Source organism: Raineyella sp. LH-20 (genome assembly GCF_033110965.1).
GTDB lineage: Bacteria > Actinomycetota > Actinomycetes > Propionibacteriales > Propionibacteriaceae > Raineyella.
Map to the genome: position 1 here is coordinate 1,910,946 of NZ_CP137003.1, position 13,246 is coordinate 1,924,191.

The window sequence follows — 13,246 nt, forward strand, 5'->3', positions numbered from 1 at the left end:
ACCGCGGCCCGATGAGTTGGAAAGGCCTGACCGGGCTTCTAGAGTGGTGGCGCAGGCGTCAACGAACGATGTCAGGAGGGCTGTGTCCGAGGTCGTTCTTCCGCCGGCCTCCGGTGGGATCCCCGAGGCGACGATCGCCAGGTTGCCTCGTTACCTCCAGGTGCTTCGTGACGTCCGCGGCCGCTCGACCATCTCCTCCCAGCAGCTCGCGGAAGCGGTCGGGGTCAACCCCGCCCAACTGCGCAAGGACCTGTCCTACTTCGGATCCGTCGGCACCCGGGGCGTCGGCTACGACGTGGGCCGGCTGATCGCGCTGATCTCCGACCACCTCGTCGGCCCCGACACCAGGCCGTTCCTGATCGTCGGGATGGGCAAGCTCGGCACCGCGATGGCCGGCTTCACCGGTTATCCCGAGCGAGGGTTCCGGATCGCCGGTCTGATCGACGTGGCGCCCGAGCTGGTCGGCACGAAACTGCGGGTGGCCGCCACCATCGGCCCGACCAGTCTGGTCGTACGACACCTCGACGACCTCCCCGCCATCGTCGCCGAGACCGGCGCCAGCATCGCCCTGCTCTGCGTGCCCCCGCGGGCGGCGCAGGACACCCTGCAACGGCTGGCCGCCTGTGGTGTCACCAGCGTCCTCAACTTCGTCAGTGACGGGGTCCACGCTCCCGAGGGCGTACGTCTGCGCGACGTCGACCTCGGCCGGGAACTCCAGATCCTCGCCTACTACCAGCAGCACCCTGACACCGCAGCCTCGCACGCGGACGCGGCGGAGGGCCAGGGGACGTCGACCCAGAAGAAGGTATCGGTGTGAGCATCCTCGTCCTCAGCGTCTCCCACAAGACGGCCCCGGTCGATCTCCTCAGCCGGGCGTCGATGGACGCCGTCACCGCGGCCAAGCTGGAGACCGGGCTCGCCGAGAGCGAGCACATCGACGAAGCGGTCGTGTTGTCCACCTGCAACCGCACCGAGGTGTACGCCAACGTCTCCCGCTTCCACCACAGCCTGGACGACATCACCGCCCGGATCGCCGAGTCGACCGGGCTGGCCGCCGGCACCCTGCAGCAGCACTGTGCGGTGTTCTACGACGAAGCCGCGATCAGTCACCTGTTCAACGTCACCGCGGGACTCGACTCGATGGTGGTGGGGGAGAACCAGATCCTCGGCCAGGTGAAGACGGCGCTGACCCGTGCCCAGGAGTCCGGCACGGTCGGCCCGCAGCTCAACCACCTCTTCCAGCAGGGCCTGCGGGTCGGCAAGCGGGTGCAGTCGGACACCGAGGTCGGCGCCGCCGGTCACTCGCTGATGACGGCGGCGCTCGACGAGCTCTACCAACAGGGCATCCGGTTGGTCGGCCAGCGGGTGGTGATCGTCGGCGCCGGCTCGATGGCCGCGCTGTCGGCCCACACCCTGGCCGCCGAGGGGGTCGACCTGACGCTGGTCAACCGTACGTACGACAAGGCGGCTCACCTCGCCCGCGCGGTGGGGGCGGTGGCCCGCCCGATGGCCGAGCTGGACGACGCCCTGGAACAGGCCGACATCCTGGTCACCTGCACCGGCGCCCGCGGCACGGTGATCACCGCCGACCAGGTCCGCGACGCGGCGCTGTCCGCGGTGATCGACCTGGCCATGCCGGCCGACGTGGAGCGGGAGGCCGGCCGCTACGCCCCGCTGATCAACATCGCACTGCTGATGGAGCGCGACACCGACCACGCCACCGCCTCCCAGCTGCGCGACGCCCAGCAACTCGTCAGCGAGGAGGCCCATGCCTTCCTTGCGGCCCGACGGGCCGCCCAGGTCAAGCCGACCGTGGTGGCGCTGCGGACGATGGCCCATGACGTGGTCGAGACGGAGCTGGACCGGTTGACCGGCCTGACCCCCGACCTCACCGAGGCCGAGCGGGCCGAGGTGCACAAGACCGTCCGCCGGGTGGTCGACAAGCTGCTCCACCAGCCCACGGTGCGGGTGCAGCAGTACGCCCGCAGCGAGCAGGAGGTCGACTACGCCGCTGCGCTGCGTGACCTGTTCGCGCTGGATCCCGACCACATGCGAGCCGTGTTGACGCCCCCGCCGGACGGTGCCACGCCGGATGGCGTGACCGTCTCCGTGCCCGCCGCGGTGATCCCCGCGGCCGGCCCGGTCACCTCCGGAGCGAACGGGCTGCGGGCATGACGGCCGGGGGCGCGGCCCGGGAGTCGCAGACCGCGGACCGTACGCTCGTCGGCGCCGGCCTGCACGTCAGGGTGGGCGCCCGCCGGTCCGAGCTCGCCCGCACCCAGGCCGAGTGGGTCGCCGGGCAGCTGGCGGCGCTCGGTGCGACGACCGAGTTCGTCGGGGTGGTGACCGCGGGGGACACCGACCGGCGCCACCTCACCGAGATCGGCGGGACCGGCGTCTTCGCCACCGCCGTCCGTGGCGGGCTGCTGGACGGGTCGGTCGACGTCGCCGTGCACTCCCTGAAGGACCTGCCGGTCGACCCGGCGCCGGGCCTGGTGGTGGCCGCCATTCCTCCTCGCGAGGATCCCCGCGACGTGCTGGTCGGCCGCCGCCTGGACGATCTGGCCTCCGGGATGCGGATCGGCACCGGGTCGCCACGACGCGCCGTGCAGCTCGCCCGGCTGTTCGCCGAGCGTGGCCTGGAGATCGAGATCGTCCCGGTCCGGGGCAATGTCGGCACCCGCGTCGACCTGGCGCGGCACGGCGAGGTCGACGCGGTCGTACTGGCCGCCGCCGGCCTGCGACGGCTCGGGATGCTGACCGGTGACGCGGACCGGCCGACCGTGGCCGGCCTGCCGGCGGATCCGGTGGCGGTGTCCGACCTGTTGCCGGCCGCAGGCCAGGCGGCCCTCGCCTGTGAAGTGGCTGAGACGGCGGATCCCCGACTGATGGCGCTGATGGCGGCCCTCGACGACCTGCCGACCCGGCTCGCGGTGACGGCCGAACGGCGGTTCCTGGGCAGACTGGAGGCCGGCTGCCTGGCACCGGTCGGGGTGCACGCCACGGTGACCCGGGGGGCCGGACAGGGGCTCGACTTGACTCTGCGGGCCGTTGCTGGGCAAATGATAGGTAGAACTTCCTCGAGCGACACGGCGACCCCGTTGACCCTTGTGGAGGGCGGTACGCCGGCACCGAAGGACGAGTCCCGGGAGGGCGCCGTGGATCGCGCCGCGACCCTCGGCGAGGGACTCGCCGACGCGATGCTGCTTCGGCTTCCGGCGTCACCCGCCTGATGCAGAACGCCATCGTCGCCGGCGGGCGGATCGGCCGCCGGCAGCCGCTCGTAGGCCTGAGAACGAGAGAACGCAGTTGACGACGATTCCGGCTTCGAATCAGCGGGACGACACTCCCGGTGACCCGCACCACCCCGCCCCGGCGGGCACCGCCCCCGGCGGCCAGACCGAGGGGCTCGGTGCGTTGCCCGGTGAGGGTGCAGCCGGTCGTGGCCGGGTCATCTTCGTCGGCACCGGTCCGGGTGACCCCGACCTGCTGACTCTGATGGCGGTCCAGACGCTGTCCGACGCCGACGCGGTGATCATGGACAGCCCGGATCTGTCCGCCATCCTCGACCACCCGGCAGTCCGCCTGAGGTCCGGTGTCCAGCCGGAGTCCCTCGCCAGTGACGAGGACGGTCGCCCGCTCACCCCGTCCAACCGCGCCAAGGAGGTCCTCCGGCTGGCCAACCGCGGCCAGCGGGTGGTCCGGTTGGTGAAGGGCGACCCGTTCATGGACGCGAACGTCGCCGACGAGGCGGCCGTGTGCGTCAAGGGCGGCATCGACTTCGAGATCGTGCCGGGCGTCTCCTCGCTCACCGCGGTCCCCGAGTACGTCGGCATCGCGCTGAACAAGACCGACGGCATCCACTTCGTGTCCGCCACCGACGGCACCTTCACCCGTGCCCAGTCGGCCCAGTGGGCGCCGACCGGCACCCTGGTGGTGAACACCCGGGTGGACCTGGTCGCCGACATCGCCGACGCCGCGGTGTCGTCCGGCCGCCCGTCCACCGAGGCCGCTCTGGCCGTGCTCGGCGGCGGATCGACCGCCCAGACCACGGTGCTCACCACCCTCGCCCAGCTGGACGAGACGGTGCAGGCCGCGGGGCTGGCGGACAACGCTCTGGTGCACGTGATGATCGGCCCGGCGGTCGAGCAGCGCGACGACCTCACCTGGTACGAGTCGAAGCCGTTGTTCGGCTGGCGGGTGCTGGTGCCGCGCACCAAGGACCAAGCCGGCCCGCTGGTCACCCGGCTGCGGACGTACGGGGCGATCAGCGAGGAGGTGCCGACCATCTCGGTCGAGCCGCCGCGCAGCCCCCAGCAGATGGACAAGGCCATCCGCGGGCTGGTCGAGGGCCGGTTCGAATGGGTGTGCTTCACCTCGGTGAACGCCCTCAAGGCGGTCCGGGAGCGGTTCGAGCAGTACGGGCTGGACGCCCGCGCCTTCTCCGGCCTCAAGGTCGCCGCGGTCGGCGCGACCACCGCGAACGCTCTGCGCGCCTGGGGCATCGAACCGGAGATCGTGCCCACCGGCGAGCAGTCCGCGCGCGGCCTGACGGCCGAGTTCCCGCCGTACGATCCGGCCCTCGACCCGATCAACCGGATCTTCCTGCCGCGGGCCGACATCGCCACCGAGACCCTCAAGGCCGGCCTCACCGCGCTCGGCTGGGAGGTCGAGGACGTCACCGCCTATCGGACCGTACGGGCCTCGCCGCCGCCGGCGCCGGTGCGTGAGGCGATCAAGACCGGTCGGTTCGACGCCGTCGTGTTCACCTCCTCCTCGACCGTCCGCAACCTGGTCGGGATCGCCGGCAAGCCGCACTCCTGCACGGTGATCGCGGCGATCGGCCCGCAGACCGCGAAGACCTGCGAGGAGCACGGTCTGCGGGTGGACGTCGTCGCCCCGACGCCGTCCGCGGTCGGCCTCGCCGACGCCCTGGCCGGCTTCGCCGCGGACCGTCGTGACGGCTATCTCGCGAAGGGCCAGCAGGTGCCGAAGCCGTCCGAGACCCGGCGCGGCGCGCGCTCGCGGAAGCGTACGTCCTGAGCCGTACGTCCTCGCACACCACGTTCTCCCGGGCGCCCGTCGGGCGCCCGACCAACCCTGGAGGCAAGCATGGCCGTCCCGTACCGCCCGCGTCGCCTCCGCACCACCCCCGTCATGCGGGCGATGGTCGCGGAGACCTCCGTCGAGCCGCGCAGACTGATCCACCCGGCGTTCGTCGCCGAGGGGCTGACCGAGCCGAGGCCGATCACCTCGTTGCCCGGCCAGGTGCAGCAGACCCTGGACGGCATCCGCCGTGATGCCGAGGAGTGCGCCGAGCTGGGGCTGGCCGGGATCATGCTGTTCGGTGTCCCGGAGCACAAGGACGCCACCGGCTCCGGTGCGCTGGCCGAGGACGGGATCCTCAACCTGGCGACCGCCGCGGTCCGCGACGCGGTCGGCGACGACCTGCTGGTGATGACCGACGTCTGCCTCGACGAGTTCACCGACCACGGCCACTGCGGCGTGCTGACCGCCGACGGCGTGGTCGACAATGACGCGACCGTCGAGCTCTACGCCCGGATGGCCGTGCTGCACGCCGAGCGCGGCGCGCACGTGGTGGCCCCCTCCGGGATGATGGACGGTCAGGTCGGCGCGATCCGGGCCGCCCTGGACGACGCCGGCCACCAGGACGTGGCGATCATGGCGTACTCGGCCAAGTACGCCTCGGCCTTCTACGGACCGTTCCGGGAGGCCGTCTCCTCCACCCTCACCGGCGACCGGAAGACCTACCAGCAGGACCCGGCGAACGCCCGTGAGGCGTTGGTCGAGGTGGAGTTGGACCTGGCCGAGGGCGCCGACATCGTGATGGTGAAGCCCGCCCTGCCCTACCTCGACATCCTGCGCCAGGTGCGCGACGCGGTGAACGTGCCGGTCGCCGCCTACAACGTCTCCGGTGAGTACGCGATGGTCGAGGCCGCCGCGGAGAAGGGCTGGATCGATCGGGAGCGTACGGTCCGGGAGATCCTCACCTCGATCCGCCGGGCCGGCGCCGACACGATCCTCAGCTACTGGGCGCGGGATTTCGCCCGCTGGGAGCGCGCCGGGCGCTGAACTCTTCCGAAGTGCCGGCGGGGGCGGGCGGCGGCACCGGCCGGCCGGGCCCTGAGCCGGGGTGATGAACGGCGTTCGTGCTCCGACGGGCGGTGAACGTAGGCTGGGGCTGCCCAGCCACCCTGCAGGAGGTCCGATCGATGCCGTCGTTGCCCAATCCCGATAGTCGGGGCGCCCAGGAGGCCGGGCAGTCCGCCGCTCTCTACGAGCGTGCTGCGAAGGTGATTCCGGGCGGGGTGAGTTCCCCGGTCCGCGCCTTCCGTGCGGTCGGCGGGACGCCCCGGTTCATCCGGTCGGCGAAGGGGGCGTACGTCACCGACGTCGATGGCAACGAGTACGTCGACCTGGTCGGCTCCTGGGGGCCGATGCTGCTCGGCCACGCGCACCCCGAGGTGCTCGACGCGGTGGCCCGGGCGGCCGCGGACGGCACCTCGTTCGGTGCGCCGACCGAGGCCGAGGTGGACCTGGCCACGGAGATCATCGCCCGCACCGCGGTCGAGCAGGTCCGGCTGGTCAATTCCGGCACCGAGGCGACGATGTCGGCGCTGCGGCTGGCCCGCGGCGCGACCGGGCGGGACAAGGTGATCAAGTTCGAGGGCTGCTACCACGGCCACGTCGACGCCCTGCTGGTCGCCGCCGGCTCCGGCGCGGCGACCCTCGGCCACCCGTCCTCCCCGGGGGTCACCGAGGCGACCACCGCCGACACCATCGTCTGCGCCTACAACGACCGGGCCGGCGTCGAGCGGGCCTTCGCCGAGCACGGCGACCAGATCGCCTGCGTGATCGCCGAGGCCGCCGCCGGCAACATGGGCGTCGTCCCGCCGGCCGAGGTGGACGGGGAGAACTTCACCGCCTTCCTGGCCCGGATCGCGCACGCCCACGGCGCCCTGCTGATCACCGACGAGGTGATGACCGGCTTCCGGGTGTCCCGCTCCGGCCAGTGGGGTCTCGACGGCCAGCACGGCGACCTGATGACCTTCGGCAAGGTGATGGGCGGCGGCTTCCCCGCGGCGGCCTTCGGCGGCCGCGCCGAGCTGATGCAGCAGCTCTCCCCGGTCGGCCCCGTCTACCAGGCCGGTACGCTGTCCGGCAACCCGGTCGCCACCGCCGCCGGGCTGACCACCCTGCGGCTGGCCACCGAGGAGGTCTACAGCCAGCTCGACCGCACCGCCGCGCTGCTGCGCGCCGAGATCGACAAGGCCCTCGACGCCTTCCAGGTGCCGCACGTCATCCAGCACTCGGGCAGCCTGTTCTCCGTCTTCTTCACCCCCGAGGGGGTCACCGCGGTGCCGGACTGGTCGGTCGCGGCGACCCAACGCCAGGACGTCTTCGCGGCGTTCTTCCACGGCCTGCTCGACAACGGGGTCTACCTCGGGCCGTCATGCTTCGAGGCCTGGTTCCTGTCCGCCGCGCACGACGACGCGGCGATGGACCGGATCGTCGAGGCGCTGCCCAAGGCCGCGGCGGCCGCCCGGGTCGCCATGACCGCCGCCTGACGCGTCGAGCCGACCAGGAGCCCCGATGACCCACGCCCTCGTCCACCTGTGCCGCCACGGTCAGGTCCACAACCCCGAACACGTCCTCTACGGGCGACTGCCCGACTACCACCTCTCCGATCTCGGCCGGGCGATGGCCGACCGGCTGGGGGAGTACTTCACCGGGCGCGACCTGGCGCACCTGCGGGTCTCCCCGCTGGAGCGGGCGCAGGAGACGATGGCGCCGATCGCCGCGCAGCACGGCGGGCTGGACGTCGTCACCGACGAGCGGGTGATCGAGGCCTGGAACCACCTGCAGGGTCGGGTGCTCAACGGCGCCGACTCCGAGCTGCGCGACCCGCGGCTGTGGCACTACCTGGTCAATCCGTTCGCCCCGTCCTGGGGTGAGCACTATGTCGACCAGGTGACGCGGATGGGCGCGGCGATCCGTGACGCCGCGGCGGCCGCCGACGGCCACGAAGCGGTCATCGTCTCCCACCAGCTGCCGATCTGGATGGCCCGCAGCAGCGCGGAGGGCCGCCGACTGGTGCACAACCCGATGCGCCGCCAGTGCACCCTGGCGTCGGTGACCACGCTGGAGGTGACCGACGGCACCATCCGGTTCGCCGGGTACGCCGAGCCGTGTCGGGACCTCCTCCCGGTGAAGCAGCGGAAGGGGTTCGTCGCCGGTGCCTGACCCTCGCCCGTCCCGTACGCCCCTGCCGTCCCGTACGCCCCGTCACGCGTGGACGCCCCGACCGTGCCGTACGCCTCGCTCCACGGACACCGGCCGGGTGCCCGGGCGCGTGTCGCGCGCACTGGCCGCCGTCGCGCTGTCCGTCGGCCTGGCCGGCACCCTGGCGGCCTGCGGAGCGGGCACGTCCGACATCGCCTCCACCCAGGGCGGGTTCGTCAGCGGCGACGGTGGGGTGACCATCCTGCCGGTCGGCAAGCGGCCCGCGGCGCCGGTGGTCAGCGGACCGACGCTCGGCGACCAGGGCACCGCGCTCACCACCACGGCGGCCCCCGGCAAGGTGCTGGTGCTCAACGTGTGGGGATCGTGGTGTGCGCCCTGTCGCGCGGAGGCACCGGACCTGGTCAAGGCGTCCGCGCAGACCGCGGACCGGGCCGACTTCATCGGCCTCAACACCCGCGACCTCGACCCCGTCCCGGCGGAGGCCTTCGTCCGCAGTTTCGGGATCAGCTATCCGAGCATCTACGACCCGGCCGGCAAGCTGCTGCTGGAGTTCTCCAGCCAGCTGCCGCCGTCCGGCATCCCGTCCACCCTGGTGGTCGACAAGGACGGCAAGGTGGCCGCCCGGATCATCGGCAAGACGACCGAGGCGACCCTGGTCGGGGTCATCGACGACGTGGCGGCCGGTAAGTGACGCCGCTCGACCTCGGCGACTGGGCGAGCCAGGCGGTCGGCGGATCGATGCTGCTGGCCGTCCCGGTGGCGGTGCTGGCCGGACTGGTGTCGTTCTTCTCCCCGTGTTGCGTCCCGCTGCTGCCGGGCTACCTGTCGTACGCCACCGGTCTGGGCGCCGCCGACGTGCTGCAGGACGGTCGCAGCCACCGCGGTCGGATGCTGCTCGGCAGCTCGCTGTTCGTGCTCGGCTTCGGCGTCGTGTTCGTCGCCGCCGGGGTGGCGGCCGGGTCCGTGGGGCGGGTGCTGCTCACCCACCAGGACGTGATCTCCCGGGTGATCGGGGTGCTGGCGATCCTGCTGGGACTGGTGTTCGCCGGGGTGATCCCGCTGGGCGACCGCGACCTGCGGATCCACCGGTTGCCGAAGGCGGGCCTGGCGGCCGCTCCGGTGCTCGGTTTCGTCTTCGGTCTGGGCTGGACGCCGTGCATCGGCCCGACCCTGTCGATGGTGCTGACCCTGGCGATGAACGAGGGCAGTGCGATGCGGGGCGGCCTGCTGGCGTTCATGTACGTGCTCGGCCTGGGCATCCCGTTCGTCGTCGCGGCGGTCGCGTTCACCCGGATGCAGCGGGTCGTCCGGTTCGTCCGTCGCCACCAGGTCGCGGTGCTGCGGATCGGCGGGATCTCCATGGTGCTGGTCGGGCTGCTGCTGGTGACCGGACTGTGGGAGCGACTGATGGCGATGATGCGGATCTGGGCCGCCGGATTCGGGACCGTGCTGTGAGCGAGGGTGATGTGGGCGAGGGTGCCGTGACCGACCGGAAGGACCTGGCGGGGCCGGAGGTTCCGACCGGTCGGGAGACGCCGACGGACGGCCGGGACCCGAAGCGCGGGCACGCCCCGAGGGGACGCCGGGACCGGAAGGTCCGCGGGCGGCACACCGGTGCCGAGCGGCCGGCGGCGCTGACGCTGCAGGAGACCGGCCGGTGGATCTGGACCCAGCTGACCTCGATGCGGACCGCGTTGATCCTGCTGTTCCTGCTCGCGCTGGCGGCGATCCCCGGGGCCATCGTGCCGCAGAAGCCGGTCAATCCGACCAAGGTGCTCGACTTCCGCAGCGCCAACCCGGGCCTGTCGAAGGTCTACGACGCGCTCGGCCTGTTCAACGTCTACACCTCGCCGTGGTTCTCGGCGATCTACCTGCTGTTGTTCATCTCGTTGGTCGGCTGCATCCTGCCGCGGATCCGGGTCTACGTACGGGCCCTGCGGGCGGAGCCGCCGGCCACCCCGAGCCGGCTGGACCGGCTGCCCGAGTCGGCCACCTCGGCCACCGCCCGCGGCGCCGACGAGGCGCTCGACGCGGCCGCCGCGGTGCTGCGCCACAAGCGGTTCCGGGTGACCCGTCGTGACGGGTCGGTCGCCGCGGAGCGCGGCTACCTGCGGGAGTTCGGCAATCTGCTGTTCCACCTCAGCATGCTGGTGCTGCTGGTCGGCATCGCCTGGAGCAACCTGTACGGCTACAAGGGCACCTCGATCGTGGTGGCCGGTCAGGGATTCTCCAACAACGTCACCCAGTACGACGACTTCACCGGCGGCGGCCTGTTCCGCGACCGGGCGCTGCTGCCGTTCTCGCTGTCCCTGGACGCGTTCACCGTACGGTTCGAGACCGGGCCGGTGCAGACCGGCGCGGCCCGGCAGTTCACCGCTGACGTCACCGTCACCGAACGGCCGGGGGCGACCCCGCGTAAGGAGGTGCTCGAGGTCAACCACCCGCTCAACATCAACGGCACCGACGTGCACCTGATCGCCCACGGCTATGCCCCGGTGGTGACCGTCACCGACGGCAACGGCAACGTCGCCTTCAACGGCCCGGTGGTGTTCCTGCCCCAGGACGGCAACTTCACCTCCACCGGCGCCGTCAAGGCGCCCGACGCCCGACCCGAGGCGCTCGGCTTCCAGGGCTTCTTCCTGCCGACGGCCACCGTCGACGCCCGTGGCCCGCACTCGCTCTTCCCGGACGCGCTGGTGCCCGAGCTGTTCCTCAACGCCTGGGCCGGGCCGCCGAAGCCGGAGAACGGCACCCCGCAGAGCGTCTACACGCTCGACACCACCGGGATGCAGCAGATCAAGGACGCCAACGGCACGCCGGTCGCCGTCCGGCTCAAGGAGGGTGAGTACGTCGACCTGCCCGACGGGCGCGGCCGGCTCACCTTCATCGGCTGGCAGCGCTGGGCCAAGCTGCAGGTGTCCGCGAGTCCCGGCCTGCCGCTCACCGTCGGCTCGGTCGCCGCGGCGATCATCGGCCTGATGCTGTCCCTGTTCGTCCGGCCGCGCCGGATCTGGGCCCGCGCCACCGTCGGGGAGGACGGCCGCACCCGGGTCGAGGTCGGCGGTCTGGATCGTGCCGACGCGCGGACCGGGCTGGACGGCGAAGTGGCGACCGTACTGGCGGCGATGGATGATCCGGGGGAAGATGGACCGCAGCCCCCGGCCGACGAGGGATCACCGAGGACAGATGTGGTGCCGACGACATCCGGAAGGACGGAATAGATGGACTTCGCTGCCTATTCGAACCTGGCCATGATGACTGCCTGGTTGCTCTACCTGGTGGCCATGGCGGTCTTCGGCGTGGAGTGGGCGATGGCCCGCCGCCTGCCGGAGGGGTCCGGCGCAGCGGTTCCGGCCGAGGCCGCGACGGCGCCCGCCGAGCAGGCCCCGGTGCTGGTCGGCGCCGGCGCCCCCGCCGCCGATACCCCCGCCGCGTCCGCCGATACCCCCGCCGACACCGAGCCGCCGACCGGGACCGGCCGGCGCGACGTACGCACCGCGACCGAGGCCGCCCCGGCACCCGCTCCCGAGCGGAGCGACCGCTGGGGGCGCCTGGCGATGGCGCTGACGGCGATCGCGTGGCTGTCGAACGCGCTGGGGGCGGTGTTGCGGGGCGTCGCCGCCCACCGCTTCCCCTGGGGCAACATGTACGAGTTCACGATCACCACGATCGCGTTCATCGTGCTGGCCTACCTGGTGCTGGCGCAGCGCTTCCGGATGCGCTGGCTCGGCCTTCCGGTCACGCTGCTCGCCACCATCGGCGTCGGGCTGGCCGTCGAGGTGTTCTACGTCGCCGTCGCCGACCTGGTGCCGGCGCTGCACTCGGTGTGGTTCGTCGTGCACATCGTCGCCGCCTCCATCGCCGGTGCCCTGTTCAACCTCGGCAGCCTGTTGTCGGTGCTCTACCTGGTGCGTCGCCGCGCCGACGAGAAGGGCACCACCCGCGGCTGGCTGGCCCAGTTGCCCGGCCAGAAGACCCTCGACCTGTGGGCCTACCGGACCACCGCCATCGGCTTCCCGCTGTGGACCTTCGCGGTGGCGGCCGGCGCGGTCTGGGCGCAGTACGCGTGGGGCCGGTTCTGGGGCTGGGACCCGAAGGAGACCTTCTCCCTGGTCACCTGGGTGATCGTCGCCGCCTACCTGCACGCCCGCCTGACGGCCGGCTGGAAGGGCTCTCGGGCGGCGATCCTGTCGATCATCGTGCTGGTGTCCTTCTGGTTCAACTTCATCGGGGTGAACCTGATCTTCTCCGGCCTGCACTCGTACGCCGGCATCTGAGCGGCGTACGCGCCGGCCGGGTTGCGGGCCGGGACGCGGCCGTCAGGCGGTGGTGGCCGCCTGCTGGGCGGTCCGGATGCGGTTGACCGCCGAGCCGACCCAGGACGCCTCACGCACCTGCGCGGCGAGCCGCTGGATCGACCGGACCCGTGGTGCGAGACCCATCCGGCGAGCCACCGGGGCGATCGCCCCGGTGGCGCTGAGCAGGGCGGTCGCCGAGGCACACTCGACGTCGTCGGTCGCCTCCCGGTAGGTGGAGGAGGTCCACCAGTGCCCCAGACGTTCCTCGAACGGCGCGCGGACGTCGGGGGTCCGCGACGGCCACTCGTCGATGGGCAGCACGATCAGCACCCGCCCCTGCCGGTGGGACACCACCCCGCGCTCCTGCAGCCGCTCGTAGAGGGCGCGGCGGATCCCCGCCTTGATCCGGTGCAGCGCCGCCACCGGGCGGCGGTCGGCGTCCGCCAGGGCGGCCAGCACCCGGTCGAGGACATCGTCGCCGGTCGGTGAGGCGTCGACCACCCGGATCCGACCGGGCCGCCGGGGGTGGTCGGGGTCGTCCACGTCGATCCGGCCGGTCCGCCAGAGCTGGCCGAGCACCGAGCCGGCCAGCGCCAGGTCCGCCATGTTCCATGGGACGACGAGACGGCCGGTGCGCTGGTCGGTCAACAGCAGAAGGATGTCCTCGGCCCAGAGCATGTGCC

The 13,246-nt window shown here is 72.3% G+C and carries 12 protein-coding genes; 11 read left to right on the forward strand and 1 reads right to left on the reverse strand.

All coding sequences use genetic code 11. The features are described 5' to 3' along the window. Positions 1-82: 82 nt before the first annotated feature. The 11 genes from R0146_RS08225 to ccsB all read left to right on the forward strand — a co-directional run bounded on the left by R0146_RS08225 (position 83) and on the right by ccsB (position 12,542). On the forward strand, positions 83-817 hold the full coding sequence (locus tag R0146_RS08225) for a redox-sensing transcriptional repressor Rex (protein ID WP_317688582.1): 735 nt from the start codon (positions 83-85) through the stop codon (positions 815-817). After that, a complete protein-coding gene (locus R0146_RS08230) occupies positions 814-2,175 on the forward strand; it encodes a glutamyl-tRNA reductase (protein WP_317688584.1) in 1,362 nt (453 codons plus the stop codon). Before R0146_RS08225 ends, R0146_RS08230 begins: the two co-directional genes overlap by 4 nt. Further along, on the forward strand, positions 2,172-3,233 hold the full coding sequence (gene hemC, locus R0146_RS08235) for a hydroxymethylbilane synthase (protein ID WP_317688586.1): 1,062 nt from the start codon (positions 2,172-2,174) through the stop codon (positions 3,231-3,233). The genes R0146_RS08230 and hemC overlap by 4 nt, the downstream gene beginning before the upstream one ends. A 76-nt stretch (positions 3,234-3,309) precedes the next feature. After that, a complete protein-coding gene (locus R0146_RS08240) occupies positions 3,310-5,043 on the forward strand; it encodes a bifunctional uroporphyrinogen-III C-methyltransferase/uroporphyrinogen-III synthase (RefSeq protein WP_411567129.1) in 1,734 nt (577 codons plus the stop codon). Positions 5,044-5,112: 69 nt separating this feature from the next. Next, positions 5,113-6,093, forward strand: coding sequence for a porphobilinogen synthase (gene hemB / locus R0146_RS08245; protein WP_317688588.1), 981 nt, complete (start codon positions 5,113-5,115; stop codon positions 6,091-6,093). A gap of 140 nt (positions 6,094-6,233) precedes the next feature. Then, on the forward strand, positions 6,234-7,589 hold the full coding sequence (hemL, locus tag R0146_RS08250; RefSeq protein WP_317688590.1) for a glutamate-1-semialdehyde 2,1-aminomutase: 1,356 nt from the start codon (positions 6,234-6,236) through the stop codon (positions 7,587-7,589). 25 nt (positions 7,590-7,614) lie between these two features. Beyond that, positions 7,615-8,265 (forward strand): histidine phosphatase family protein, encoded by a 651-nt coding sequence (locus tag R0146_RS08255; protein WP_317688592.1) that lies wholly within the window; start codon positions 7,615-7,617, stop codon positions 8,263-8,265. A gap of 97 nt (positions 8,266-8,362) precedes the next feature. Further along, positions 8,363-8,956 (forward strand): TlpA family protein disulfide reductase, encoded by a 594-nt coding sequence (locus tag R0146_RS08260; RefSeq protein ID WP_317688594.1) that lies wholly within the window; start codon positions 8,363-8,365, stop codon positions 8,954-8,956. A 47-nt stretch (positions 8,957-9,003) separates the two neighbouring features. Beyond that, complete coding sequence (locus R0146_RS08265) at positions 9,004-9,720, forward strand: cytochrome c biogenesis CcdA family protein (RefSeq protein WP_317692355.1); 717 nt, start codon at positions 9,004-9,006, stop codon at positions 9,718-9,720. Between the two features lie 26 nt (positions 9,721-9,746). After that, positions 9,747-11,486: a cytochrome c biogenesis protein ResB gene (locus R0146_RS08270; protein ID WP_317688597.1), complete on the forward strand. Its 1,740-nt coding sequence runs from the start codon at positions 9,747-9,749 to the stop codon at positions 11,484-11,486. Then, entirely contained in the window at positions 11,487-12,542 is a 1,056-nt protein-coding gene (ccsB, locus tag R0146_RS08275; RefSeq protein ID WP_317688599.1) for a c-type cytochrome biogenesis protein CcsB, read from the forward strand. It abuts the gene before it with no gap. A 42-nt stretch (positions 12,543-12,584) separates the two neighbouring features. On the opposite strand, the gene R0146_RS08280 is transcribed toward ccsB, so the two are convergent. Beyond that, the gene (locus R0146_RS08280) at positions 12,585-13,241 is read right to left on the reverse strand and encodes a GOLPH3/VPS74 family protein (RefSeq protein WP_317688601.1); all 657 of its coding nucleotides are present in this window, start codon (positions 13,239-13,241) and stop codon (positions 12,585-12,587) included. Positions 13,242-13,246: the final 5 nt, after the last annotated feature.